The sequence below is a fragment of the Marinobacter sp. JSM 1782161 genome (assembly GCF_011421605.1).
Lineage (GTDB): Bacteria > Pseudomonadota > Gammaproteobacteria > Pseudomonadales > Oleiphilaceae > Marinobacter_A > Marinobacter_A bohaiensis.
The window spans coordinates 133,472-159,203 of sequence record NZ_WSSA01000004.1 but is presented as its reverse complement, the minus strand read 5'-3'; the positions used below and the strand labels follow the sequence as shown (position 1 = coordinate 159,203).

The window sequence follows — 25,732 nt, the reverse complement described above, 5'->3', positions numbered from 1 at the left end:
CAATCAACCCTGCTGTGCATCGGCTTTCTGGGAGGCGTCAGCCTGCTGCTCGTCATTCACGTCGACCGGCTTGACCGGTGCGCCCGGTCCGGTCTTCTGCAGGCCCTCGACGATCAGGCGGTCGCCGTCTTCCAGGCCCTCGCTGATCAGCCAGCGGTTACCCACCGCCTTCTCGGTTTTAACGACGCGCTTCTCGACGGTGTTGTCCGGACCCACCACCAGCGCGGTGGCCTGGCCGTTGGGCTGACGGGTCACGCCTTTCTGCGGCACCAGGATGGCGCTGTCACGCTCGGCCTGGGGCAAACGGGCGCGCACGAACATGCCCGGCAGGAGGGCGCCGTCCGGATTGGGGAAGATCGCCCGCAGGGTGACCGAGCCGGTGGCTTCGGCGACGGCATACTCGGAGAACTGCAGGGTGCCGTTGTGCTCGTAGACGTGGTCGCTCTGGTCCACCAGGGATACCGAGGCCTTGTCCTCGCCCACGGTTTCCAGCTTGCCGGCCGCCAGGGCGCCGCGCAGCTTCTGCAGTTCGCTGTAGGACTGGGTCAGGTCGACGTAGATCGGATCCAACTGGCGGATAGTGACCAGCGCGTCGCTCTGGTTGGCGGTCACCAGCGCGCCGGCGGTGTAGGAGGACCGGCCGATGCGGCCGCTGATCGGCGCCTCGATGGTGGTGTAGTCGAGGTTGATCTGCGCGGTCTGTACCGCGGCCTCGCCGGCGGCCACCTGGGCCTCGGCCTCGCGCAGGGAAGCGCGGGCGTCGTCCAGTTCCTGCTGGCTGACGGCGCCGGTCTTGATCAGGCGCTCATAGCGGTTGGCCGTCAGTTGGGCCGATTCCAGGGTTGCCCGTGCCGACGCCACATCCGCCCTGGCGCTGGCCAGGTCGGCTTTGTAGAGCTTGTCGTCGATCTGGTAGAGCGGCTCGCCGGCTTCGACTTTCTCGCCCTCTTCGAACAGACGCTTTTCCAGGATACCGGTCACCTGGGGGCGGACTTCCGCCACCTGATAGGGGCTGGTGCGCCCCGGCAGCTCGTTCACCAGGGTGAACGGCTGGGCCTTGACCGTGACAAACCCGACCTCGGTGGGCGGGCTCTGTTGCTTGCCCTGAGCCTGGGCCGAGCCTTCCTGCTGGCTACAGGCGCTGATCATGAAAGATGCAATCAGCAACAAAAGCAAAGATTGCGTAGAATGGCGCATGGATAAACCTCTATCGACCCAATAAAAACGCGGGCCCGGTCAGGGAACCCGCGTCGACGAACGTGTTAGTGGAAACACGATTATACATACATGCACGAATGTATGTATAGTAGTTAATACTGTGTTTGCGAGATTTTTACAGGATCCAAGATGGCCCGACGCACCAAAGAAGACGCCCAGAAAACCCGTGAAATGTTGCTGGATGCCGCGGAGCAGGTGTTCTACGAGAAGGGTGTATCGCGCACGTCGCTCAACGACATCGCCCAGGCCGCAGGCGTCACACGGGGGGCCATCTACTGGCACTTCAAGAACAAGCACGACGTGTTCGAGGCCATGATGGAGCGCCAGGAAATGCCGCTGGAAATGCTGCGCGCCGTGGTGGAAGACCCGGATCAGCCGGACCCGCTAGGCCGTTTCCGCGATTTCATGCTCCACCTCACCCGGGAGATTGCCCGCGATCCCCAGCGCCGCCGGGTGTTCGAGATCATGTTCCACAAGTGCGAGCTGACCGAGGAGAACGAGCCGCTGGTCACCCGCCACCGCAACAACATCAAGGACGCCACCGAACGCATGCGCGGTGTGCTCCGGAATGCCATCCGGCTGGAGCAGCTACCGGAATCGCTGGACGTGGAACGGGCCATCATCCAGCTGCATGTGCAGATCACCGGGCTGATCTATTTCTGGCTGCTGGTGCCGGACACGTTCGATATGGAGAAGGAATCGGAACGGGTCATCAACGCCTATTTCTATTCCCTGGAGCATTGTTTCGTCGGCGAAGACGCGGCCTGCGGGGCAGGATAACGCTAGCCGGCACATCAGCGACGCGGCGCCTGCGCCGGCACCAGCAGGGCAAACACCAGCCCCCACACCAGAGCGCCGACGCCGATCCAGAAACCGCTTTCCAGCGTGCCGCCGGCATCCAGCCACTGCTTGACCAGCCAGGGCCCGGCCATTTGCGCGAAGGCGTAGAGCGCCACCATCGCCGCCGACAGCCTTGGCCCCTGGTGCGGATGCAGGGCGCGGGCAATACGCTGGGTCAGCAGCACCGAGCCCAGGAAGGTGCCGCCCACCAGCACCCCGCACAGCACGATACCCACCGGCCCCGGCCAGATCACCGCCGCCAGTACGCCAAGCAGTTGCACCACAAAGTTGAGCCGCAGCGCCAGTCGGTCGCCGATGCGCGCGCCCAGGTGATTCCAGATCCACGCCGACGGGATGGTGGCCAGGGCGACGATCAGCCAGGAGCCGTCCACCAGCCAGTCGCCGGGTGCCAGTTGCATGGTCGCCAGCAGTGGCAGGAAGGTCATCGGCAGGATATAACCCAGACCGGCGCCGGCGTAGGACAGGAACAGCGGGATGCTGGCACGGTCGAACAGGGGCGACTTGCCGGGTTTGGCCGGCGTGTGTTCAGTCTCGCCCGGCCCCGTCACCGGCACGTCGAGCTCACGCAATACCCGCCACGCCCACCAGCACAGCGGCACCGACAGCACCAGTGCCGGCCACCAGCGACCCGCGCCCGACAGCCAGTCGGCGCTGAGCGAGACCATAGCGCTGGAAACCAGCAGCCCGATCCCCACGCCCAGGTAAACCAGCCCGCTCAGGGACGCCCGATTGCGGCGCACCAGCCACTCCAGGATCAGCGCCGGCGCCTGCACGAAGACGATGCCGTTGGCCACGCCGTTGAGCCAGCGCACCGCGTCCTGCAGGTCAACGTTCTCGATTTGCGTCTGCAGCAGGCTGGTGACGAGATGGACCACCAGCGACAGAGGCAGCAGAAAGCGAATGTGATCCACCCGGTGCCAGCGGATCGCCAGCATCGCGCCCATCAGGTAGCCCAGGTAGTTCCAGGTGGCCAGGGACGCGGCTTCACTGGAGCTGAGCACGCCGTCACTGACCAGGTACGGCAACAGCGGCGTGTAGTAGAAACGCCCCAGGCCGTGGACCACCAGCAGGGCAACGGCACCGGCTCCCAGGACGGTCCAGAGTTCGCGGGAAGAAAGAGGCGTCGGGGACGACGTGGCAGCCATGCAGCACCTGTTGAGTGGCCAACGGAGAAAAGCATGGGCGAGTGTAGGGCAAGGGACCGGTCACGGAAAGCCGTCCGCGTGTGGCGACCGCCTGCCGAGCGATTGCACGCGGGGGCGCACGCTGCCTACTCCGCCTCGCCCGGCTTGGGTACACTGTGGCCTGGATCGTCGGTCGCCATGCGGCTTGCCGAAATGTAGTACATATGTCACCGTATGGTGAATATAAACGGAAGCGCTGTCGTGAATTCGAATACCACGGTGAAGACCAAAGCCCCGAAATCCCCCCAAAGAGCCAGTGTCGCGGACTTTCTGGCGGAAGCGATCTTCTCCGGTCGTTACCGGCCGGGCGATTTCGTGCCCAAGGAAATCGACCTGTGCGAACAGTTGGGCATCAACCGCCCCGCCGTGCGCAGCGACCTGCGCCAGCTGGTGGATTCGGGCATCATCGAGCGCATTTCCGGCCACGGCTCCAAGGTGCGCGAGTACGACGCCTGGCACATCCTCGATCCCCAGGTCACCGACTGGATGACCCGCTACGCCGCGCCCAACCCGGAGATCCTCAAGGAGATCCTGTCGTTCCGCCTCGACGTGGAACCCTACGTCGCGATGACCGCGGCCAAGTCCGCCAAGGCCCGCGACCTGGTGGCCATCGAGGAGGCCTTCGAGGGCATGAGCCGCACGGTCGACCACAGCGGTGACGACGGGGACGCCCACAGTGAGTTCGACGTGGCCTTTCACGAGGCCATCTTCCGCGCCACCCACAACATCGTCTGGACCCAGCTGTCCCACATCCTGCGGCCGTCGATCTATCTGCTGATCGCCCGCTCCAACGTGCACACCGCCGATCCGGCGGAAAGCCTGGAACGCCACCGCCGGGTGATGGACGCCATCCGCGCGCGCCAGCCCCGCGAGGCCTTCCTCGCCGCCCAGGACGTGCTGGCGAGCACCGCCGCCGCGCTGGGCATCGAGATGCCGGAAACGGCGCTGGGGCACGATCCGGGCCTGGCCTGATTCTCGATATCAGACGCAGAACACTGGACACAAAAACGCCGGGCATTGCCCGGCGTTTTCCGTTCCATCGATCGCAATCAGTGCGAGTGCCGGGGCACGTCCGCCCCCCGGTTGCCCACCAGGAAGTCGAAGTCGCAGCCTTCGTCCGCCTGCAGCACGTGCTCGATGTAGAGCTGGCGGTAGCCGCCGTCGCTGGCGATGCGGTTGGACTGGGCCATGGGGTCGCTCTCGTCCAGCCGCGCCTGGATTTCGGCGTCGCTGACGTCCAGGTGCAGCCGGCCGCTGTCGCAGTCCAGCTCGATCCAGTCGCCGTCGCGCACCGCCGCCAGTGGGCCGCCCGCCGCCGCTTCCGGCGCCACGTGCAGCACCACGGTGCCGTAGGCGGTGCCGCTCATGCGGGCGTCGGAGATGCGCACCATGTCGGTCACGCCCTGCTCCAGCAGCTTGGCCGGCAGACCCATGTTGCCCACTTCCGCCATGCCGTGATAGCCGCGCGGGCCGCAGTTACGCATCACCAGGATGCTGTTGGCGTCCACATCCAGCTCCGGGTCGTTGATGCGCGCCTTGTAGTGATCGAAGTCGTTGAACACCACGGCGCGGCCGCGATGTTGCATCAGCTCCGGGGTCGCCGCCGACGGCTTGAGCACGGCGCCGCGCGGGGCCAGATTGCCGCGCAGGATGCACATGCCGCCGTCGTCCCGCAGCGGGTTGTCGAGCGGGCGGATCACATCCTCGTTGTACAGCGGCGCCTCACAGACGTTCTCCCACAGGGTCTTGCCGTTGACGGTCAGCGCGTCCTTGTGGGGCAGGCGGTCGGCGTCGCCCAGCCGGCGCAGCACCGCGGGCAGGCCGCCGGCGTAGTAGAACTCTTCCATCAGGAAGCGACCGGAGGGCTGCAGGTCGACGATGGTGGGCGTGCCGCGGCCGATGCGGGTCCAGTCGTCCAGCGCCAGGTCGACGCCGATGCGCCCGGCGATGGCCTTGAGGTGCACCACCGCGTTGGTGGACCCGCCGATGGCGGCGTTGGTGCGGATGGCGTTCTCGAAGGCCTCTCGGGTCAGCACTTTGGACAGGTGCAGGTCCTCGTTCACCATTTCCACGATGCGGTTGCCCGACAGGTGCGCCAGCACGTAGCGGCGTGAATCCACCGCCGGGATGGCCGCGTTATGGGGCAGGGTGGTGCCCAGGGATTCGGCGATGCAGGCCATGGTGGACGCCGTGCCCATGGTGTTGCAGGTGCCGGCCGAACGGGACATGCCGGCCTCGGCGGCCATGAAATCGTGCAGGCTGATGCGGCCCGCCTTCACTTCCTCCGACAGCTGCCACACCACCGTGCCGGAGCCGATGTCCTTGCCCTTGTGCTTGCCGTTCAGCATGGGCCCGCCGGACACCACGATGGTGGGAATGTCGCAACTGGCCGCGCCCATCAGCAGCGCCGGCGTGGTCTTGTCACAACCCACCAGCAGCACCACCGCGTCGATGGGATTGCCGCGAATGGCCTCTTCGACATCCATGCTCGCCAGGTTGCGGGTGAACATCGCGGTGGGGCGCAGGTTGGACTCGCCGTTGGAGAACACCGGGAACTCCACCGGGTAACCACCCGCTTCCAGCACCCCTTTCTTGACGTGCTCGGCCAGCTTGCGGAAGTGGGCGTTGCAGGGGGTCAGCTCCGACCAGGTGTTGCAGATGCCGATGATGGGCTTGCCCTGGAATTCGTGCTCGGGAATGCCCTGGTTCTTCATCCAGCTCCGATACATGAAGCCGTTCTTGTCGGCGGTGCCGAACCACTGGGCCGATCGCAGCGGGCGCTTGCTGTTGGTCATGTTGATTCACTCCTTACCGGATTCCGGACGGCGGCCCGGTTTCTTGTTTTGTTTCGACAGTCGTCGCTCACTGCGTAAACCATACATAAAAAATCGTATGTTGAACAAATAAAAATTTATGTCTAATATCGATCCTGCAAAACAATCCGGCACAAACAACGCCCAGCACAACCAACAGTGACTCGTGGTCACGCCCCGCAGCGGGCCACTGATACAAAAACAATCTCCCGAGGAGTGTCACTATGCTGTTTTCCAAGCGCCCGTCTTCAAAGCGGCTATCCCTGAAACGCAACCTTGTCCTCATGGGCACCGCCCTGTCCTTTTCCCTGACCCTGTCTTCCGCCCAGGCGGCCGAGTACGACTGGAAATTCCAGGCCTCGGAAACCGCCGGTGAAGTGAGCTTCAAGATCAAGCAGGAATGGGCCGATCGCATCGAAACCATGACCGACGGCCGGGTCGCCATCGAGATCATGCCGATCAACTCGGTGGTGGGCCCCACCGAAACCCTGGAGGCGGTGAGCGCCGGCATCCTGCAGGGCCACATCACCGACCCCAGCTATTTCTCCGGCCAGAACCCGGCCTTCGGCATGCTGGGCAACCTGGTGGGCGCCTGGAGCGACCCCAACGACTTTCTCGCCTACATGAAGCACGGCGGCGGCGAAGATCTCTACAACGAGCTGGTCGAGCCTTACGGCGTGCACCTGATCGGCGCCATGACCTTCCCGCTGGAATCCATTCCCTCCACCGTGCCCATCAAGTCGCTGGACGACTTCAAAGGGCTGAAGATTCGCGCCCCGCAGGGCATGGTCTACAACATCTTCGAGCGCATCGGCGCCACGCCGGTGAACCTGCCCGGCTCGGAGGTCTACACCGGTCTGGAGAAGGGCGTGATCGACGCCGCCGACTCCACCGTGCTGTCCAACAACGACGCCATGGGCCTGCACAGCTTCGCGCCGTACCCGCTGTATCCGGGCTTCCACTCGATGCCGATGAACGCCATCTCCATCAACAAGAAGATCTGGGACGGCCTGCCCGAGGACCTGAAGGTGACCCTCAAGACCGCCTTCGACGCCATGGCCTACGACCTGGTCGCACGCCTGCAGGCGCAGGACATCAAGACCCTGCAGAAGCTCAAGCAGGACCCGGACGTGCACCCGTTCGACCTGCCTGACAGCGAGCGCAAGAAATTCCGCCAGGCAGCGGAACAGGAGTGGAAGGTCTGGGCGGACAAGAACGACATGACCGCCAAGATCTACGACTCGGTCACCGCGTTCCTGCGTTCGCGCAACCTGCTTTAACCGGTCTATCCGGCCCCAAGACGGTGGCGCCCCGCGCCACCCGGAGGAACCATGTCGTCTTCTTCTCATCCGTCGAACTCAACCGAACCGACCCGGCCGGTGGCGACCGAAGCCAGCGCCGGCAGCCCGCCGGACGCCGGCGCCCGCAACGGCTTCGACCGTCTGGTGCTGCGCTGCGGCCGGTCCGCCGCCTGGCTCGTCTTCATCGCCATGACCATCAGCGTGTACGAAGTGTTCATGCGCTACGGCCTGGACTCGCCCACCTCCTGGGTGCACGAAACCGTGGTGATGCTGGTGGCCACCCTGTTTTCCCTGGGCGGCCCGGTGGCCATGGCCAACAACCGTCATATCCGCGTGCGCGTGCTCTACGACACGGTGGGCCCGCGCGTCCGCCTGTGGCTGGACCGCTTCAACGATCTGGTCACCCTGGGCTTCTGCCTGCTGATGAGCTACGCCGGCTACGTGATGTTCTGGAAGTCGTCCCATAACCCGATGGGCGACTGGTCCCTGGAACGCTCCGGCACCTCCTGGAATCCGCCGTTTCCCACCCTGGTCAAGGGCATGATCCTGCTGGCGCTGGCGGTGATGACCGTTCAGGCCGCCTGCCACCTGGTGCAGTCCCTGCGCGCCCGCCAGGAACCGGAAACCGAAGGCCGCCTGGTCGAGGAGTACCGCTGATGGATATCGCACAAGGCACGACGCTGCTGGTTGGCGCCATCTTCGCGCTGCTGGTGACCGGCCTGCCGCTGGCCTTCATTACCGGGCTGGTGGCGCTGTGTTTCGCTTTTGGCTGGTTCGGGCCGATGTCGCTGCCACTGGTCACCAGCCGGGTCTACGGGTTCGTCACCGAGTACTCGCTGGTGGCGGTGCCCATGTTCGTGTTCATGGCATCGCTGCTGGACCGATCGGGGATCGCCAAAGACCTGTTCAACGCCATGCGCCTGTTCGCCGGACGGCTGGCCGGGGGCGTGGCGGTACAGACGGTGGTGGTTGCCTTTTTCCTGGCGGCGCTGTCGGGAATCATCGGCGGCGAGATCGTGCTGCTGGGCATCCTGGCGCTGCCGCAGATGCTGCGGCTGGGTTACGACAAGCACCTGTCCATCGGCGTGGTCTGCGCCGGCGGCTCGCTAGGCACCATGATGCCGCCGTCCATCGTGCTGATCATCTACGGCCTGATCGCCTCGGTCTCCATCGCCGACCTGTTCACCGCCGCCATCACCCCGGCGGTGATCCTGATGGGCAGCTACATCGCCTACGTGCTGGTGCGCTGCCTGCGCAATCCGGAGATGGGCCCGCCGCTGACCGATGAACACCGCGCCGAAACCTTCGCCTCCAAAGGCGAAGCGCTGAAAGCGGTGATCGTGCCGGCGCTGATCGCGGCGCTGGTGCTGGGCTCGATCTACGGCGGCGTGGCCTCGGTCACCGAAGCGGCCGCCATGGGCGTGTTCGGCGTACTGCTGGCCATTTTCTACCGCGGCGAGCTGCAGCTGGGCACCCTCCACAAGAGTCTGGACCAGACCATGACCACCTGCGGCATGATCATCTGGATCGGCATCGGTGCCGCGGCGCTGGTGGGCGTCTACAACCTGATGGGCGGCAACGACTTCATCTCCGACATGATCCTCGGCCTGGACGTCCCGCCCATCGCGGTGCTGCTGGTGATGATGGCGATCCTGCTGGTGCTGGGCATGTTCCTGGACTGGATCGGCGTGGCCATGCTGACCCTGCCGATCTTCGTGCCCATCGTCACCGAGCTGGGCTACAGCCCGATCTGGTTCGGCATCCTGTTCGCGGTGAACATGCAGGTGTCCTTCCTGTCCCCGCCGTTCGGCCCCGCCGCCTTCTACCTGAAGGGCGTGGCGCCGGCGGGCGTGAGTCTCAAGGACATCTTCGTGTCGCTGCTGCCGTTCATCGCCCTGCAGCTGTGCGTGCTGGCCCTGCTGCTGGTGTGGCCGCAAACCGCCCTGTGGCTGGTGGACTGAGGCCCATGACACCACCCTGAAAAACACCGGGCGACAGCGGATGTCGCCCGGCCGGATACGACAACAACAAACCATCCAAAGCCGATGACAAGGACAACAACATGGCAAGCCAACGACTGACGTACCTGGAGAAGATCGGGTTTGGCAGCGGCGACATGGCCATCAATGTGGTCATCTCCTCGATGTTCCTGATCATTTCCTATTTCTACACCGACATCTTCGGCCTCAAGCCGTCCCATATGGGCGTGCTGTTCCTGGTGGCGCGGCTGGTGGACGCGGTCACCGACCCGCTGATGGGCATGCTCACCGATCGCATCAACACCCGGCGTGGGCGCTACCGGCCCTACTTCCTGGTGTTCGCGGTGCCGTTCGGGGTGTCCATCCTGCTGCTGTTCACCACGCCGGACTGGGACTACAACGCCAAGCTGGTGTGGGCCTACGCCACCTATCTGCTGGTGACCCTGCTGTTCACGGCGGTGACCATCCCCTACATCTCGCTGATCGGCGTGCTTACCGACGACCCCAAGGACAAGCTCTCGGCCAACGGCTACCGCCTGTTCTTCGCCAAGGTGGCGGCGTTCCTGGTGACGATCATCGTGCCCAAGCTGGCGGAGTCCTTCGGCGAGGGCCGGCTGGAACTGGGCTACCAGGTGGCCATGGGGCTGATGGGGGCGCTGGCGGTGGGGCTGCTGCTGTTCTGCTACGCCACCACCACCGAGCGGATCCAGCACCGCATCGACGAGAAGCCACTCAGGCAGCAACTGGCGATCCTGTTCCGCAACGACCAGTGGCTGCTGCTGTGCGGCGCCTGCTTCACCGGCACCATGGGCTACGTCATGCGCAGCTCGGTGGCGGCCTACTACGCCAAGTATTACCTGGACGCCTCGGCCTCGGTGCTGTCCTACTTCCTGTCGGTCGGGGTGGGGGCGGCGATCCTGGCGATGGTGGCATCCACCTGGATCACCAAGCGCTACTGCAAGGTGAAGCTGTTCCGCTACAGCCAGGTGGCGGTGGGCGTGCTCAGCGTGATGATGTTCGTGCTGGTGGAACCCGGCGACCTGTGGCTGGCCTTCGTGCTGTATTTCCTGATCTCGTTCGTGGTCGATCTGCACGCGCCGGTGTTCTGGTCCGCCATCGCCGAATCGGTGGACTACGGCGAGGTGAAGACCGGACGCCGGGTGTCCGGTCTGGCGTTCGGCGGCATCTCCTTCTTCCAGAAGGCGGGCATGGGCGCGGCCGGCTTCCTGGTGGGCATCCTGCTGACCTACTTCGACTACGAGCCCAACGTGGAGCAGAGCGCCTTCACACTCACCGGCATCGCGCTGATGCTGTCGATCCTGCCCGGCGTGTTCCACACCCTGATGGGCGGCTTCATGTTCCGCTACCGCATCACCGACGACTACTACGAAACCCGCATCCAGCGCGGGCTCGCCGACCCGGACGCCGGGGCGACGGGCACCTATCCCGAAACCACGAGCGCCATCAGGCCATCGCCCTGATTCGCCCACGGACAGACACAGGAGGCCATCATGACACGCTCCCACGCATCGGCTCATCCCCGGCCACTGATCGAACAGCGCGCCGACCCCTGGGTGCTCCGGCACCAGGGCCGCTACTACTTCATCGCCTCGGTGCCCGAGTACGACCGGCTGGAGCTGCGCGCCGCGGACAGCATCGCCGGCCTGGCCAGTGCGCCGGCGCAAACGGTCTGGACGCAACCCGACAGCGGCCCGCTCAGCGCGTTGATCTGGGCGCCGGAACTGCACCGTATCGGCGACACCTGGGCGATCTACTTCGCCGCCGCACCGTCGCGGGAGATCGTCGACGGGCTGTTCCAGCATCGCATGTACGCCATCACCTGCCAGACGGACGATCCGCTGACCGGCGACTGGCGTGAACCGGTGCCGATCGAGACGCACCTGGACAGTTTCTGCCTGGACGCCACCACCTTCCGGCACCGGGACCGCACCTATTACGTCTGGGCCCAGAAGGACCCGGCGGTGCCCGGCAACTCCAACCTCTACATCGCCGCCATGGCCTCACCCACGCGCCTGACCGGTACGCCGGTGCGGCTCAGCGTGCCGGAATACGACTGGGAGACGCGCGGTTTCCTCGTCAACGAGGGCCCGGCGGTGGTCGAACGCCACGGCCGCCTGTTCCTGACCTACTCCGCCAGCGCCACCGATGAAAACTACTGCATGGGCCTGCTCTGGGCCGACGCGGACAGCGATCCGCTGGCCCCTGAAAGCTGGTCCAAATCGCCCACGCCGGTGTTCCAGAGCGATCCGGAGCACCGCATCTTCGGCCCCGGCCACAGCTGTTTCACCGTGGCCGGGGACGGCGTCACCGACCTGCTGGTCTACCACGCCCGCACCTACACCGACATCCAGGGCGATCCCCTGTGGGACCCGAACCGGCACACCTTCGTCAAACCCATCCGCTGGACCGACGAGGGCTTTCCCGACTTCGGTCGGGCCGGCGAGGGCATTCTGGGCTAAGTCATATCTACTATTTACTATGTTGTACATATGCGCGTTTCAAGCGCTATGATGGGGCACATTGGTGCTCCGCTGCTGAACCAAGCCAAGGACTTTGACCATGCGAATCATCCAATGCCTGCACCAGAACCAGCCCCGCACCGCCGTGGTGGAAGACGCCCGGCAGGTGCGCCTGACCGACAGCGACACCTACCACCTGGCGGACGAGGCCCTGACCTCCGGCCGCACGCTGGTGGAGGTAGTCACCGCGCACCTGACCGACACCCGCCTCGACTACGACGCGCTGATCGCTGACCGCCAGCTGCTGCCGCCGCTGACCCATGCCGACGACGCCCACTGCCTGGTCACCGGCACCGGCCTGACCCACCTGGGCAGCGCCGACACCCGCGATGCCATGCACGCCAAGCTGGACGATAGTGAGCAGTCACTGACCGATTCCATGCGCATGTTCAAACTCGGCGTCGAAGGCGGCAAGCCGGCGGCGGGCCAGACCGGTGCCCAGCCGGAGTGGTTCTACAAGGGCGACGGCAGCATCGTCGTGCCGCCCGAAGCGCCTTTGCCGGTGCCCGCGTTCGCCGAGGACGCGGGCGAGGAGCCGGAGCTGGTAGGCCTGTACCTGATCGACGCCGACGGCCGGCCACGCCGGCTGGGCTTCGCCCTGGGCAACGAGTTTTCCGATCACGTCACCGAACGCCACAACTACCTGTGGCTGGCCCACTCCAAGCTGCGCGCCTGCAGCTACGGTCCGGAACTGCTGATCGGCGAGCTGCCGGAGCATCTGGAAGGCCGCAGTCGTATCGTGCGGGACGGCGCCACCCTGTGGGAAAAGCCGTTCCTCACCGGCGAGGCCAACATGGCCCACAGCCTGGCCAACCTGGAGCACCACCACTTCAAGTACAGCGGCTTCCGTCGCCCCGGCGACGTTCACGTTCATTACTTCGGGACAGCCACCCTGAGCTTCGCCGACGGCATCGAGACCCGCGACGGCGACCGTTTCGAGATCGAGGTGGCGAGCTTCGGCCGCCCGCTGCGCAACCCGCTGACCTTTGAAAGCGAAACGGCGACGGTCACCGTCACCTCGATCTAGGCAACCCGATTCACCCACCAGGAGATTCTCATGACCCTGAAAGGCACATCACTGATTGGACAAAGCGAACTGGCCGGCACCACCGAAGCCGTCAGCGCCATCAATCCGGCCACCGGCGAGACCCTGGAGCCGGCCTACCCGGGCGTGGCCCCGGCCGACATCGAGCGCGCCTGCCAACTGGCGGCCGACGCGTTCGACACCTACCGTGAAACCGGCCTCGAAGCCCGTGCTACCTTCCTGGAAACCGTGGCTTCGGAAATCGAAGGCATCGGTGACGAGCTGATCGAACGCGCCATGGCGGAAAGCGGCCTGCCCCGGGCGCGTCTGGAAGGCGAGCGCGGTCGCACCTGCGGCCAGCTGCGCATGTTCGCCAAGGTGGTCCGCGCCGGCGAGTGGCTGGACGTGCGCATCGACCCGGCCCAGCCCGAGCGCCAGCCCATGCCCCGCGCCGACCTGCGTCAGCGCCACGTGGCCCTGGGCCCGGTCGCCGTGTTCGGCGCCAGCAACTTCCCGCTGGCCTTCTCCGTGGCCGGCGGCGACACCGCCTCGGCGCTGGCCGCTGGCTGCCCGGTGGTGGTGAAAGCGCATCCGGCGCATCCGGGCGCCTCGGAGCTGGTGGGGCGCGCCATCCAGGCCGCCGTGCGTCGCTGCGAACTGCCGGAAGGCGTGTTCTCCCTGCTGTTCGGCGCCGGCAACGATCTCGGGCAGGCACTGGTGCAGGACCCGCGCATCCAGGCCGTCGGCTTCACCGGTTCCCGTCGCGGCGGTCAGGCCCTGACGGCACTGGCCCAGGCGCGCCCGCAGCCGATTCCGGTATACGCGGAGATGAGCAGCATCAATCCGGTGTTCCTGATGCCGTCCGCGCTGGAAGCGCGTGGCGAGGCACTGGCGGACGCCTTTGCCGGCTCCCTCAACATGGGCGCCGGTCAGTTCTGCACCAACCCGGGCCTGATCCTGGCAGTCAAAGGCGCGCCGCTGGACCGCTTCGTGGAAGCCGCCGCCAAAGCGGTGGCCGGCACCCAGGGCCAGACCATGCTCACCCCGGGCATCCACGCCGCCTACGACCAGGGCGTGAAGGCGCTGGCCGACCAGTCCGCCGTGACGGAAGTGGCCCGGGGCCAGGACGGCGACAGCGCCAACAGCGGCCAGCCGGGTCTGTTCCTGACCGACGCCGGGCATTTCCTGGGGGACGAGGCGCTGCAGGCGGAAGTGTTCGGGGCCAGCTCGCTGATCGTCGCCTGTGACGACCCGGCGCAGATGCGGCAGGTGGCCGAGCAGCTGGAAGGCCAGCTCACCGCCACCCTGCAGATGGACGACGCCGACACGGACGCGGTACGCACCCTGCTGCCCACCCTGGAACGCCGCGCCGGGCGCATCCTCGCCAACGGCTGGCCCACCGGTGTGGAAGTGTGTCACGCCATGGTTCACGGCGGCCCGTTCCCGGCCACATCCGACAGCCGCACCACCTCGGTGGGCAGCGCCGCCATCCATCGTTTCCTGCGCCCCGTCTGCTACCAGGACCTCCCCGAGGCCCTGCTGCCCGAAGCCGTGCGGGACGCCAACCCCCTCGGCGTCACCCGTTTGCTGGACGGCCAGCGCGAGAGCTGATTGCCAGCGTTGCCGGCCGGCCCCAACATCCCCGGGGCTGGCCGGCCTTTTTTTGTTCCGTAGGGCAGCAAGCTCGAGTAGGAAGGCCATGGACACCCTTGCCTACGCTGCTATTAATGGCCATCCCTGGCCATAATAGCGACCAGGACGTCCCTGTCCTTCCTTCGTCAAGGGCATCCATCGCCTTCCATCAGGCCTCGATGTTTACGCAGATGGGGCATTAAGAACACGTTCGGTATCGTGATATGCCCATGTTCCGGTTGCACAGAGAGAGGGCAGCGCCAAAGGTGCCTGTCAGGATTCCCCTCGCCGCGCATGCGCCCAGCGATACACCCGCTCATAGGCCTGGGCCACTTTGCCGGGTTCGAACGGCGGCTGGAGCACGGCGGTCATTTCCCCCTGGGGATTGATCAGTGTCAGGTGCGCGCTGTGATCCACCGTCACCTCACCGTTTTCCCCGGTGCGATGCGAGAAGGCGGCGTTGAGGCTGTGGGCCAGTTCCCGCAGGCCATCCAGGTCACCGGTCACGCCGTGGAAGCGGGGTCCGAAAAAGCCGAGGTAATCCTTGAGACGCTGCGGCGAGTCACGCTCGGGGTCGGCCGAGACCAGCAACACGTCGGGCGCGGGCACGTCCGCCGGGATCGCCTCACCGGCGCGCTTGAGCATCGACAGGGTGGCAGGGCAAACATCCGGGCAAGAGGTGTAACCGACAAAGGCGACGGTCCAGTGGCCCTGCAGCATGGCGTTGGACACTGTCTCGCCCTCTTCATTCTGCAGCGAGAAATCCGCCACCGGCCGCCCCTGTTCGTAGACGAAGGCCTGCAGTTCGCTGAGTTCCGGCGCGGACGACGCCGGTTCGCTGGCCTGAGGCACCAGCACCAGTTGGCGCACGACCACCATGACCAGGATGAGGAGAACCAGCCCGACCAGGATGGTGACGGTCAGGCGGATCGAACTTCTTGATTGGGCTTCTGCCATGATGCCGCCTCAGAAGAACACGAAATGATCCACCAGCAGGACCACGAACAGCGCCATCAGATAGGTAATGGAATACTTGAAGGTGGCCAGCGCCACCCGCCGGTCGTCGCCCCGAAGGAGCTTGATGGCATAGTGCAGGAATCGCAGGCCCAGGACCAGCGCCCCGATCAGGTAGATGCCGCCGGACATGCCGGTGGCATAGGGCAGCAGGCTCGCCGCCAGCAGCACCAGGGTGTAGAGCAGGATATGCAGCTCGGTGTAGCGGTTGCCGTGGGTCACCGGCAGCATGGGAATCTTCGCCTGGGCGTATTCCTCCTTGCGATGGATCGCCAGCGCCCAGAAGTGCGGCGGCGTCCAGGCGAAGATGATCAGCACCAGCAGCAGCGCGTGGCCCTCCACCTGACCGGTGACGGCGGTCCAGCCCAGCAGCGGCGGCATGGCGCCGGCGATGCCGCCGATCACGATGTTCTGCGGCGTGGCCCGCTTGAGGAACAGGGTGTAGACCCCGGCGTAACCGACCAGTGAGGCCAGCGTCAGCCAGGCGGTCAGGGCGTTCACCTGCCACACCAGCACCAGCATGCCCGCCAGCGCCAGGGTCAGGGCGAAGACCAGGGCGTCCGAAGTGGACACACGCCCGGTGGCCACCGGGCGCTTGCGGGTGCGCGCCATGATCGTGTCGATCTTGTGATCCACCACGTGATTGACCACCGCCGCCGCCGCCGCCAGACAGGCAATGCCCAGGTTGCCGAACACGAACACCGTCCAGCCGGGCACGCCGGGTCGCGCCAGCAGCATGCCAATCACCGCGGTCAGCATCATCAGCGCCACCACCCGCGGCTTGGTCAGCTCCAGGAAATCCCGCCAGCTGGCCGGGCGCTGGCGATCGAGGACGACGGCGTCGGACGCTTGGGTCATGCAGGTACCTCGTGGTTGATGAGTCGGGGTTTGGGTAAGGGCCGGCGCACCGGGAACGGCTGCAGGCGCCACAGCAGGTTGATCACCGACAGCAGCAGCCCGGCGCCCATGGCATTGTGGGCCATGGCCAGCGACACCGGAATGTGCAGCCAGACGTTGGCCAGGCCGAGCGCAATCTGTGCCATCAGCACGCCGCCGCACAGCAGTACCCAGCGACCGATGCCCGCGTCCCGCGCCGGCCGCCACATCCGGCACAGCAGCGCGCCCAGCACCACCATGACCAGCAGGGCGCCGATGCGGTGGGTGACGTGGATCGCCACCCGGCCTTCCGCCGTCAGTTGGCCGCCCAGGTAGTTCGGGCCCACTGCCTGGGTCACATCAAAGCCGTGACGGAAGTCCATGGTCGGCCACCACTCCCCCTGGCAGGTGGGCAGATCGGTGCAGGCCACCGCCGCGTAGTTGGACGCGGTCCAGGCGCCCAGGGCGATCTGCAGCACGACCAGCACCAGCGCGGCCCGCAGCCACGGGCGGAAGTGGCCCAGACGCTCCGCCAGCGCAGCGCCGGCCCGGGTGATCGTGCCGCGTAATCGCAGGGTGAGCAGGGTCAGCAGGCTGAGCAGGGTGAACCCGCCCAGCAGGTGCAGCGCCACCACCTGGGGCCAGAGTTTGAGAGTCACGGTCCACATGCCGAACGCGGCCTGCAGAACGATGAAGCCGGCGATCAGCAGCGGCAGGCGCAGGGGATGGCCTTCACGACGCCAGCGCACCGCCAGGGCGGCGATGGCAAACACCAGCACGCTGAGCACGCCGGCGGCGTAGCGGTGAATCATCTCCGGCCAGCCCTTGCTGACGTCCACCGGCGCTTCGGGAAAGCGGAGTTGGGCGATGGCGATGTGCGCCTCCGACTGGGGCACGCTGAGGAATCCGTAGCAGCCCGGCCAGTCGGGGCAACCCAGGCCGGAATGGGTCAGCCGCGTCCAGGCACCAAGCACGACCACGACCAGCGTCATGACAGTCGCCACCAGCGCCAGTTGGCCCAGCAGACGACGGTGGCGCGCTATCGGGTCACGCGTTGTGGGGTCAGGTGTTGCGGTCATGGCACCCTCCTCGCCTCCGGAGCCTTTGAAAACGCTCATCCTGCGGCGAATCGCCGCGTTGCGCGGTACGCAACAGCTCACCTACCGGCCAGGTATGCTTCGCTGTTTGCGCTCCGTGCGCCTTGCGCTTCATCCACAGCCTGAGCGTTTTCAAAGGCTCCCTGTTTTTTCTTTTTTGTCAGCCGATCTGGGAAATCTTCATCAGGTGCTTGAGATCCTCCAGCATCGCCTTGCCGTCGATACCGACGCCGTAGCGCATCATGACGTTGCCGAACGGGTCGATGACGTAGATCTGCGGCGCCTGCTCCAGGTCCACCTCACCCGGCCAGGTGATCGCGCCGGACTCACCGGCCTCCAGCAGCGGCATCTCCGGGTAGCCGGACAGGTCCGCCGGCGGCGACGGCAGGTAGGCGGCGCGCTGCATGCGATCCTGGTTCTTGCCCAGGGCGGTGTTGACCTGACGGGCCAGGTAGACCAGCTGCTGGCAGGCGTCGCCACAGGGCCCCTCGGCGACCACCAGCATCATCCAGGAGGTCTCGTCCAGCATGGGGCCGAAGCGGTCGGCCAACGGCTCGCCGTCGGCACTGACCAGGCCCAGTTCGGCGACCGGCACGGGCGGCTGAATCAGGGTGCCGTTATTGGAGTGGCCGGCGGGGTTCATCCAGCCGGTGTAGTACATGATGGTGGCCAGCACGATGGGGCCGAAACCGATGGCGAACAGCAGCAGGGCGGTGCGGCGTCCACGCCGCACCTGTTCCGGGGTCGGGCCCGTTGCGGAGGTTTGGGCCTGGGATTGTTGCCGGGATTCAGCCATTGCCGTCGTCATCCTGCGCGTGTCCTTCCTGTTTGCGGAAGCTGGCGACCAGGGTCAGCACGACCAGCGCCGTCGCCAGCGAGTACCATTGCACCGCATACCCGTAATGGGTCTGCGGCCCCATCAGATCCAGGGCGAAATCCGCCCGGTAGGCGCCGGGCTGATTCGGGTCTTCCAGCCGCACCAGCCGGTCGATGACCCGGGACGCTTCCCGGCGCACCGTTTCCGGATGCAGCGCCTGCACCCGCCGGGGCCAGCCGTTCTCCGGCCGGGTCTCGCCCAGCACCGGCGGCGTCGGAAAGTCCGCCACCCGCGCCCGGATGGTGACCGTCTGCGCCGGCGTCTCGATCGCCGGCCGTTCCTCGCGCCGTCGCGGGGCCAGCACCCAGCCTCGGTTGACCAGCACCGGCGGCCCCACGTCCGGCTTGAACAGCGTCAGCACCTCGTAGCCACTGGCGCCATCGCGGGTGCGGTTGTCCAGCAGCCAGTCGTGCCCGGTCCGGTAACGCCCGGTCAGCACCACCGGCTGGCCGGTGTGCAGACCCGCCTGCAGGGTGGCGGGCCAGTCGCCGCTGGCCAGTTGCCGATCCCAGCTCGCCAGCAGGGCCTTTTTCTCGCCGGCCCGGCCCAGCTGCCAGGTCCCCAGCCCGATCAGCAACGGCAACAGCAGGATCGCCAGCAGCCATAGTCGCCAGTCCGGCTTCCACTGCCTTTGCATGACGTCAGCCACGCTTTGCTATAGTGAGCCCAACATCGACTTTGGCCGTGCACGCCGGGCGGCCCTGCGGAGCGGTTGGTATGCTCAAGTTCGTAATCGTTGCTCTCCTGCTTGCCGTGGTCGTGTCCCTGTTCAGCGGCCTGTTCTTCCTGCTCCGGGACGAAGGCAAAACCCAACGCGTCCTCAATTCCCTGATCCTGCGCGTGACCCTCAGCGGCCTGCTGCTGGCGGTCGTGCTGATTGCCCTGTGGCACGGCGACCTGTCGCTCAACCCCACGCCCTGACGCCCCGGCGGCGTCACAGGATGTAGACGAAGACGAACAGCCCCAGCCAGACCACATCCACGAAGTGCCAGTACCAGCTGGCCGCCTCGAATCCGAAATGCTTCTCCGAGGTGAAATGCCCCCGGGTGATGCGGACCAGCATGATGGCCAGCATCAGTGCGCCCAGGGTGACGTGCGCCCCGTGGAAACCGGTCAGCAGGAAGAAGGTGCTGCCGTAGATGCCGGAGTTCAGGGTCAGGTCCAGCTCGGTGTACGCCTCGACGTACTCTTCAATCTGGAACACCAGGAAGCACAGCCCCAGCACCACCGTGGCCGCCAGCCAGAGCTTGACCCGCGGGCGGTTGTTTTTCTTCAGGGCGTGGTGGGCGAAAGTCACCGTAAACGAGGAACTCAGCAACAGGATGGTGTTCACCAGCGGCAGGTGCCACGGGTTGATGACGCCCTTGGTCTGGGTGTAGGTGTCGGTGTCGGGCGTGGTCAGCAGCGGCCAGGTGGCCTCGAACCCCTCCCACAGCATTTGACTGGAGCCACGATCACCCTCGCCGCCCAGCCAGGGAATGGCGAACACCCGGGCGTAGAACAGCGCGCCGAAGAAGGCGGCGAAAAACATCACTTCCGAGAAAATGAACCAGCTCATCCCCCAACGGAACGAGCGGTCCATCTTGGCGCTGTAGAGCCCGGCACGGCTCTCCCGGATAACCGCGCCGAACCAGCCGAACAGCATGTAGGCCATGATCATCGCGCCGATGAAGAACACCACCCAGGACATGGTGGTGGATTCTCCCTGGGAGCCGTTCACCATGATCGAGCCGGTGCCCGCCATGGTGACCAGCAGGCCAATGGTGGCGATGATCGGCCACTTGCTCTGTTCCGGAACGTAGTAGCTGGGCTGTTCTGCCATGGCAGCCTCCGATGGCGTCGCCTGAGTCTCGGATTGTTGCATACGCGCCTCTTACTTCACTTCCGGCGGCGTGGAGAAGGTGTGGAACGGGGCCGGCGAGGGCACGGTCCATTCCAGACCCTCGGCGCCATCCCAGGGTTTGGCCGGGGCCTTTTCCCCACCGAGCACGCACTTGATGACGATGTACACGAACAGCAGCTGGGTCGCCCCGAACAGGAAGGCCCCGATGCTGGAAATCATATTGAAGTCGGCGAACTGCAGCGCGTAATCCGGAATCCGCCGTGGCATGCCCGCCAGCCCCAGGAAGTGCATGGGGAAAAAGGCCAGGTTCATACCGATGAACGACATCCAGAAATGGGTCTTCGCCAGGGTCTCGTCGTACATGTGGCCGGACCACTTGGGCAGCCAGTAGTAGGCGGAGGCGAAGATCCCGAAGATGGCGCCCGGCACCAGCACGTAGTGGAAGTGGGCCACCACGAAATAGGTGTCGTGATACTGGAAGTCCGCCGGCGCGATCGCCAGCATCAGGCCAGAGAACCCGCCAATGGTGAACAGGATGACGAAGGCCACGGCGAACAGCATCGGCGCCTCGAACGACAGCGAGCCGCGGAACATGGTGGCCACCCAGTTGAACACTTTCACCCCAGTGGGCACGGCGATCAGCATGGTGCAGTACATGAAGAACAGCTGGCCGGCCACCGGCATGCCCACGGTGAACATGTGGTGCGCCCAGACCACGAAGGAGAGCAGGGCGATGGCACCCACCGCGTACACCATCGAGGCGTAGCCGAACAGCCGCTTGCGCGAGAACGCCGGGATGATCTCCGACACGGCGCCGAACGCCGGCAGGATCATGATGTACACCTCCGGGTGGCCGAAGAACCAGAACACGTGCTGGAACAGCACCGGGTCACCGCCGCCGCCGGCGTCGAAGAAGCTGGTGCCGAAGTGGATGTCCATCAGCATCATGGTGACCACGCCGGCCAGCACGGGCATCACGGCGATCAGCAGGAACGCGGTGATCAGCCAGGTCCACACGAACAGCGGCATTTTCATGAAGGTCATGCCCGGCGCGCGCAGGTTGAGGATGGTGGCGATGACGTTGATCGCCCCCATGATCGACGAGATCCCCATCATGTGGATGGCGAAGATGAAGAAGGTGGTGCTGGGAGGCCCGTAGGTGGTCGACAGCGGTGCGTAGAAGGTCCAGCCGAAGTTGGGGGCGCCGCCTTCCATGAACAGGGTCGAGACCAGCAGGGCGAACGCCGCCGGCAGTATCCAAAAGCTCCAGTTGTTCATGCGCGGCAGGGCCATGTCCGGCGCGCCGATCATCAGCGGCACCATCCAGTTGGCGAGCCCCACGAAAGCGGGCATCACCGCGCCGAACACCATGATTAGCCCGTGCATGGTGGTCATCTGGTTGAAGAACTCGGGCTCCACGATCTGCAGGCCGGGCTGGAACAGCTCCGAGCGGATCACCATCGCCATGGCCCCACCCAGCAGGAACATGGTGAAGCTGAACACCAGGTACATGGTCCCGATGTCCTTGTGGTTGGTGGCGAACAGCCACCGCTGGATGCCCTTGGCGGGCCCGTGGTGGGCGTGTTCGGTGTCGTGGGTGTCGATGACCGCACTCATGGTGAACCCCCGTTCGCGCCCGGCCCGGGCGCTGGTATCGCGATTGTCGGTGGCGTCGCCGCAGCGCGCCGCTCTCCCTGTTTCCCGTCGCCTACTGCGCGTTCTTGTAGTCGAGAATCTCTTTGGGCGTGACCATATCGCCCGTGTCGTTGCCCCAGGCGTTGCGCTCGTAGGTGATGATGGCCGCCAGATCCACCTCGCTGAGCTGTTCGCCGAACGCCTGCATGGCGGTGCCGGAGACGCCGTTGACCACCACGTCCAGGTGCGCCTGCATGTCGCCGGTCGTAATGGCGCTGCCCTTCATCGCCGGGAAGGTGGGCGGCGCGCCGGACCCGTCGGCCTGGTGGCAGGCGGCGCAGTTGGTGTTATAGGCCTGCTCGCCGCGTTCCATCAGCTCGTCCATGCTCCAGTCCTTGCTGGTGAGCTGGCGCTCCTTCTCGGCCATGGCGATCTGCTCCTGGGCCCAGGCGTCGAACTCTTCCTGGGGTACCGCCTTGACCACCACCGGCATGAAACCGTGGTCCTTGCCGCACAGTTCGGTGCACTGACCGCGGTAGATGCCCGGTTCCTCGATGGTGGCCCAGGTTTCGTTGATGAAGCCGGGGATGGCGTCCTTCTTCACGCCCAGCGCCGGCACCCACCAGGAGTGGATCACGTCGTTGGCGGTGACCAGGAAACGCACTTTCTTGCCCACCGGCAGCACCAGCGGGTTGTCCACCTCAAGCAGATAGTTGTCGTTCTTGTCGAGGCGGTTGTAGATTTCGTCCTTGGGCGTGGACAGGTTGGAGAAGTACCCGAAGTCCTGGTCCTCGAAATCGTAGCGCCATTTCCACTGGTAGCCGGTGATGCGCACGTCGTAGTCCGCTTCGGTGGTGTCGTACATATCCAGCAGGGTGGCGGTGGCGGGAATCGCCATGGCGACCAGAATGCCAAAGGGTATGATGGTCCAGAGAATTTCGACCCAGGTATGCTCGTGGAAGTTGGCCGGCTTGTAGCCCTTGGATTTGCGGTGCGCCAGGATCGACCAGAACATCACGCCGAACACCACGACACCGATCACCACGCAGATCCACAGGATGGTCATGTGAAGACTGTAGATGTCACGACTGACATTCGTGACACCGGGTGTCATGTTCACTGTCCAGTCGGCCAGTGCCGCCTGGGACAGCGGGAGCCCGGCCACAAGGGCGCCGGCTCGCATTGCCATCGTGCGCATACCGTGTCTCCACAGAGTTTGTTCTTGTCGTAGACACGATCGGGTGGCTGGAGCCGGATCGTCATCGGCTCCCGGTCGACCACCGGATCGATCACTCGTTTCTGCGTGACACTTCCACCGGGAAGCTGTGCCTCCCGTCCCGGCTATCAGGCGCGTACTCGCACGTGCGCACCCTGTTCGGGAAGGAAGTCTTTTCACGGATTTCCGGGTTCCGGAAAGGCGAAACCCGATTTGAGTATAGACAGAGGTTCGCGAATCCCTCAAAAAGCTGTTTAAAATTTAGGCGTCTTAAACCTGATTTTTTAGTGCATTTTCGAATAAAGAAACTTTACACCAATGAGCCGACCGTGAATCTGAACCCGCTCGACCGCCGACTCTGGCACCTCGCCTGGCCGCTGATGCTGACCAATATCACCGTGCCCCTGCTGGGCCTGGTGGATACCGCCGTCCTGGGTCATCTGGCGCATCCGGAGTACCTGGGCGCCGTGGCCATTGGCGGCAACCTGTTCAGCATTCTTTACTGGACCTTCGGCTTCATGCGCATGGGCACCACCGGCCTGGCGGCCCAGGCCTACGGGCGCGATGACGGGTTTGCCCAGAGCGCGCTGCTGGTGCGATCGCTGCTGCTGGCCGTCGGCATCGGCCTGTTGCTGATCCTGTTGCGGGGGCCACTGGTGTCGATCGGTTTGACACTGATGGACGCCAGCGACGACGTCACCGCACTGGCCCGGGAGTACACCGACATCCGCATCTGGAGCGCGCCGGCGGTGCTGTGCCAGTACACCCTGGTGGGCTGGCTGATCGGCACCCAGTACCCGCGCGGGCCCATGCTGATGCTGATCCTGGCCAATTCGCTGAACATCGGGCTGGACCTGCTGTTCGTGACCGTCTTCGGCTGGAACAGCCAGGGCGTGGCAGCGGCCACCGCTATCTCGGAGTACTCCGCCGCCGGGCTGGGCCTGTGGCTGGTGTGGCACCGCCGGCCCGCCGACCTGGTGTTCGACCGCCGCCTGTTCGGGCAACTGGCCGACTACCTCGCCATCCTGCAGGTCAACCGCTACATCATGGTGCGCACCATCCTGCTGCTGCTGTCCCTGGCGTTCTTCACCGCCCAGGGCGCCCAACAGGGCGATGCCGTCCTCGCCGCCAACGCCGTGCTGCTGACCTTCCTGATGCTGATCTCCAACGGCCTGGACGGGTTTGCCAACGGCGCCGAGGCGCTGGTGGGGGAAGCGGTGGGCCAGAAGGACCGGGCGCATTTCCGCGCGGTCTGCCGCACCGCCCTGCGCTGGTCGCTGTGGGGCGCGGGCCTGTTCACCGCGCTGTTCGTGGTGGGCGGCGGCTGGATCATCAGCCTGCTGACCAGCATCCCCGACGTAGCGGGCACCGCCCGGGAGTTCCTGCCGTGGATCTGGATCATGCCGTTCGCGGCGGTGGGCGGCTTCCTGCTGGACGGCATCTTCATCGGCGCCACCCGCACCCGGGACATGCAGAACACCATGATCGTCGCGGTGCTGGTGGTCTACCTGCCAGTGTGGTGGCTGACCCAAAGCTGGGGCAACCACGGCCTGTGGTTCGCCATCACCAGCCTGATGCTGGCCCGGGCCGCCAGCATGGGCTGGCTGTTCCGCTCCCACAGTCGTCACGACCGCTGGTTTGGATAGACCGCTATGCAACAGAGGCCGGCACGTAAATGTATGTAAAGGCTATAGACATAACCGGGGTCATGTCGAAAAAATTAACAAAGCCCCGATGCCTCCGATTCTCAACTACACTGAAATTGAATTTTCACAGACAGACGCAGGCGACGCCGTAGTGACCCGCCTGTAACGCGGTTTTGGAGGCGTCATTGCGACCCGAATCCGGAGTAACACGAGCAGTCCCTGTGATGACACCGTCAGCTGTACTTCATATCGTCGACCAGGCCCGTCGACAGGAAGCCCGATCCGGGACCTTTCTGGCGCAGATGGCCGAGCGTGCGGCTTCACTGCCGGAGAGCATCCGCATTTCCGGGCCGAACCCGGCTACCTGCCTGTTCCAGTTCGCGATCGAGTACATCGAGATGGCGCCGCGCCTGATCGACTGCGTCATGACCTGTGCCCGGGAATCCAACCACCAGGCGCTGTTCGACCCGTTCGTCGACGCGGCCATCCGCTACTTCACCCACCCGTCCTCCCTGCTGGCGCGGTATGACGGCCTGGATGGCCTGCTGATCAAGGCCTACCTGTGTCACCGGCTGATGGAGGAGATGTACGAGAACAACTACTTCACCCGCACCAGCCAGTTGGTGGACCTGGAAGCCACCCAGGCCAACCTGGTGACCCATTACCTGATCGGCGAACCCTTTGCCAACGAGCTGGACCAGTCCATCGCCATCACCGTCGTGCAGATCGCCGGAACCCCCGACTACTACGAGCTGAACCTCACTCCCTTCGTGGAAAAGGCCCGGGACACCGCGTGGGACTGGATGCGCGAATACTGGGAAAAGCTGCTCACCCGCAATCACATCTCCTTTGCCCTCAATCCCGGTCTGGGTCCGCTGGACAACCTCTACTGATCTCGCCAACAAGTTTTTCCGGATTTGACGTTTCGGCGCCCGATTTCGGTAGGGCCTCCCCTGACAACTGACGTACATTGACT

General features: G+C 65.2%; 23 protein-coding genes. 12 read left to right on the top strand and 11 right to left on the bottom strand.

All coding sequences use genetic code 11. From position 1 onward, the window contains the following. Nucleotides 1–3: 3 nt before the first annotated feature. Nucleotides 4–1,149 (bottom strand): efflux RND transporter periplasmic adaptor subunit, encoded by a 1,146-nt coding sequence (locus GQB00_RS17115; protein WP_322873924.1) that lies wholly within the window; start codon nt 1,147–1,149, stop codon nt 4–6. A gap of 198 nt (nt 1,150–1,347) precedes the next feature. On the opposite strand from GQB00_RS17115, the gene GQB00_RS17110 reads away from it, so the two are divergent. Continuing rightward, nucleotides 1,348–1,998, top strand: coding sequence for a TetR family transcriptional regulator (locus GQB00_RS17110; RefSeq protein WP_165857208.1), 651 nt, complete (start codon nt 1,348–1,350; stop codon nt 1,996–1,998). A gap of 14 nt (nt 1,999–2,012) precedes the next feature. Here GQB00_RS17110 and GQB00_RS17105 read toward each other — a convergent pair whose 3' ends face one another. Next, the gene (locus GQB00_RS17105) at nt 2,013–3,224 is read right to left on the bottom strand and encodes a YbfB/YjiJ family MFS transporter (RefSeq protein ID WP_165857207.1); all 1,212 of its coding nucleotides are present in this window, start codon (nt 3,222–3,224) and stop codon (nt 2,013–2,015) included. Between the two features lie 240 nt (nt 3,225–3,464). Here GQB00_RS17105 and GQB00_RS17100 point away from each other — a divergent pair, with 240 nt between their 5' ends. Next, complete coding sequence (locus tag GQB00_RS17100) at nt 3,465–4,235, top strand: FadR/GntR family transcriptional regulator (protein ID WP_228160726.1); 771 nt, start codon at nt 3,465–3,467, stop codon at nt 4,233–4,235. A 77-nt stretch (nt 4,236–4,312) separates the two neighbouring features. On the opposite strand, the gene GQB00_RS17095 is transcribed toward GQB00_RS17100, so the two are convergent. Further along, nucleotides 4,313–6,058: an IlvD/Edd family dehydratase gene (locus tag GQB00_RS17095; protein ID WP_165857206.1), complete on the bottom strand. Its 1,746-nt coding sequence runs from the start codon at nt 6,056–6,058 to the stop codon at nt 4,313–4,315. Between the two features lie 242 nt (nt 6,059–6,300). On the opposite strand from GQB00_RS17095, the gene GQB00_RS17090 reads away from it, so the two are divergent. From GQB00_RS17090 to GQB00_RS17060, 7 genes are all read left to right on the top strand, one after another. Continuing rightward, nucleotides 6,301–7,356: a TRAP transporter substrate-binding protein gene (locus GQB00_RS17090; RefSeq protein WP_165857205.1), complete on the top strand. Its 1,056-nt coding sequence runs from the start codon at nt 6,301–6,303 to the stop codon at nt 7,354–7,356. Nucleotides 7,357–7,407: 51 nt separating this feature from the next. Then, complete coding sequence (locus tag GQB00_RS17085) at nt 7,408–8,034, top strand: TRAP transporter small permease subunit (RefSeq protein ID WP_165857204.1); 627 nt, start codon at nt 7,408–7,410, stop codon at nt 8,032–8,034. Further along, nucleotides 8,034–9,338 carry a TRAP transporter large permease gene (locus GQB00_RS17080; RefSeq protein ID WP_165857203.1) on the top strand — a complete coding sequence of 435 codons (1,305 nt, stop codon included), beginning with the start codon at nt 8,034–8,036 and terminating at the stop codon, nt 9,336–9,338. Before GQB00_RS17085 ends, GQB00_RS17080 begins: the two co-directional genes overlap by 1 nt. A gap of 101 nt (nt 9,339–9,439) precedes the next feature. Further along, nucleotides 9,440–10,837 carry an MFS transporter gene (locus GQB00_RS17075; protein WP_165857202.1) on the top strand — a complete coding sequence of 466 codons (1,398 nt, stop codon included), beginning with the start codon at nt 9,440–9,442 and terminating at the stop codon, nt 10,835–10,837. A 30-nt stretch (nt 10,838–10,867) separates the two neighbouring features. Beyond that, the gene (locus tag GQB00_RS17070) at nt 10,868–11,836 is read left to right on the top strand and encodes a family 43 glycosylhydrolase (RefSeq protein ID WP_165857201.1); all 969 of its coding nucleotides are present in this window, start codon (nt 10,868–10,870) and stop codon (nt 11,834–11,836) included. A 100-nt stretch (nt 11,837–11,936) separates the two neighbouring features. Next, entirely contained in the window at nt 11,937–12,923 is a 987-nt protein-coding gene (gene araD1 / locus GQB00_RS17065) for an AraD1 family protein (protein ID WP_165857200.1), read from the top strand. A gap of 30 nt (nt 12,924–12,953) precedes the next feature. After that, nucleotides 12,954–14,531, top strand: coding sequence for an aldehyde dehydrogenase (NADP(+)) (locus GQB00_RS17060; RefSeq protein ID WP_165857199.1), 1,578 nt, complete (start codon nt 12,954–12,956; stop codon nt 14,529–14,531). Nucleotides 14,532–14,825: 294 nt separating this feature from the next. Here the strand turns inward: GQB00_RS17060 and GQB00_RS17055 are convergent, their stop codons facing one another. The 5 genes from GQB00_RS17055 to GQB00_RS17035 all read right to left on the bottom strand — a co-directional run bounded on the left by GQB00_RS17055 (nt 14,826) and on the right by GQB00_RS17035 (nt 19,053). Further along, a complete protein-coding gene (locus GQB00_RS17055; RefSeq protein ID WP_165857198.1) occupies nt 14,826–15,509 on the bottom strand; it encodes an SCO family protein in 684 nt (227 codons plus the stop codon). A gap of 9 nt (nt 15,510–15,518) precedes the next feature. Next, entirely contained in the window at nt 15,519–16,424 is a 906-nt protein-coding gene (cyoE, locus tag GQB00_RS17050) for a heme o synthase (protein ID WP_165857197.1), read from the bottom strand. After that, nucleotides 16,421–17,521 carry a COX15/CtaA family protein gene (locus GQB00_RS17045; protein ID WP_111498451.1) on the bottom strand — a complete coding sequence of 367 codons (1,101 nt, stop codon included), beginning with the start codon at nt 17,519–17,521 and terminating at the stop codon, nt 16,421–16,423. Before GQB00_RS17045 ends, cyoE begins: the two co-directional genes overlap by 4 nt. Before the next feature lie 178 nt (nt 17,522–17,699). After that, nucleotides 17,700–18,335, bottom strand: a complete 636-nt coding sequence (locus GQB00_RS17040; protein WP_165857196.1) for a hypothetical protein — start codon at nt 18,333–18,335, stop codon at nt 17,700–17,702. Continuing rightward, nucleotides 18,328–19,053 carry an SURF1 family protein gene (locus tag GQB00_RS17035; protein WP_165857195.1) on the bottom strand — a complete coding sequence of 242 codons (726 nt, stop codon included), beginning with the start codon at nt 19,051–19,053 and terminating at the stop codon, nt 18,328–18,330. The genes GQB00_RS17040 and GQB00_RS17035 overlap by 8 nt, the downstream gene beginning before the upstream one ends. A gap of 80 nt (nt 19,054–19,133) precedes the next feature. Here GQB00_RS17035 and GQB00_RS17030 point away from each other — a divergent pair, with 80 nt between their 5' ends. Beyond that, on the top strand, nt 19,134–19,337 hold the full coding sequence (locus GQB00_RS17030) for a twin transmembrane helix small protein (RefSeq protein WP_111498448.1): 204 nt from the start codon (nt 19,134–19,136) through the stop codon (nt 19,335–19,337). 13 nt (nt 19,338–19,350) lie between these two features. Here GQB00_RS17030 and GQB00_RS17025 read toward each other — a convergent pair whose 3' ends face one another. From GQB00_RS17025 to coxB, 3 genes are all read right to left on the bottom strand, one after another. Further along, entirely contained in the window at nt 19,351–20,238 is an 888-nt protein-coding gene (locus GQB00_RS17025) for a cytochrome c oxidase subunit 3 (protein WP_111498447.1), read from the bottom strand. 51 nt (nt 20,239–20,289) lie between these two features. Further along, entirely contained in the window at nt 20,290–21,876 is a 1,587-nt protein-coding gene (gene ctaD / locus GQB00_RS17020; RefSeq protein WP_111498446.1) for a cytochrome c oxidase subunit I, read from the bottom strand. Nucleotides 21,877–21,967: 91 nt separating this feature from the next. Then, nucleotides 21,968–23,092, bottom strand: coding sequence for a cytochrome c oxidase subunit II (gene coxB / locus GQB00_RS17015; RefSeq protein WP_165857194.1), 1,125 nt, complete (start codon nt 23,090–23,092; stop codon nt 21,968–21,970). A 398-nt stretch (nt 23,093–23,490) separates the two neighbouring features. Here coxB and GQB00_RS17010 point away from each other — a divergent pair, with 398 nt between their 5' ends. Then, nucleotides 23,491–24,756: an MATE family efflux transporter gene (locus GQB00_RS17010; RefSeq protein ID WP_165857455.1), complete on the top strand. Its 1,266-nt coding sequence runs from the start codon at nt 23,491–23,493 to the stop codon at nt 24,754–24,756. Between the two features lie 224 nt (nt 24,757–24,980). Next, the gene (locus GQB00_RS17005; RefSeq protein WP_165857193.1) at nt 24,981–25,649 is read left to right on the top strand and encodes a hypothetical protein; all 669 of its coding nucleotides are present in this window, start codon (nt 24,981–24,983) and stop codon (nt 25,647–25,649) included. Nucleotides 25,650–25,732: the final 83 nt, after the last annotated feature.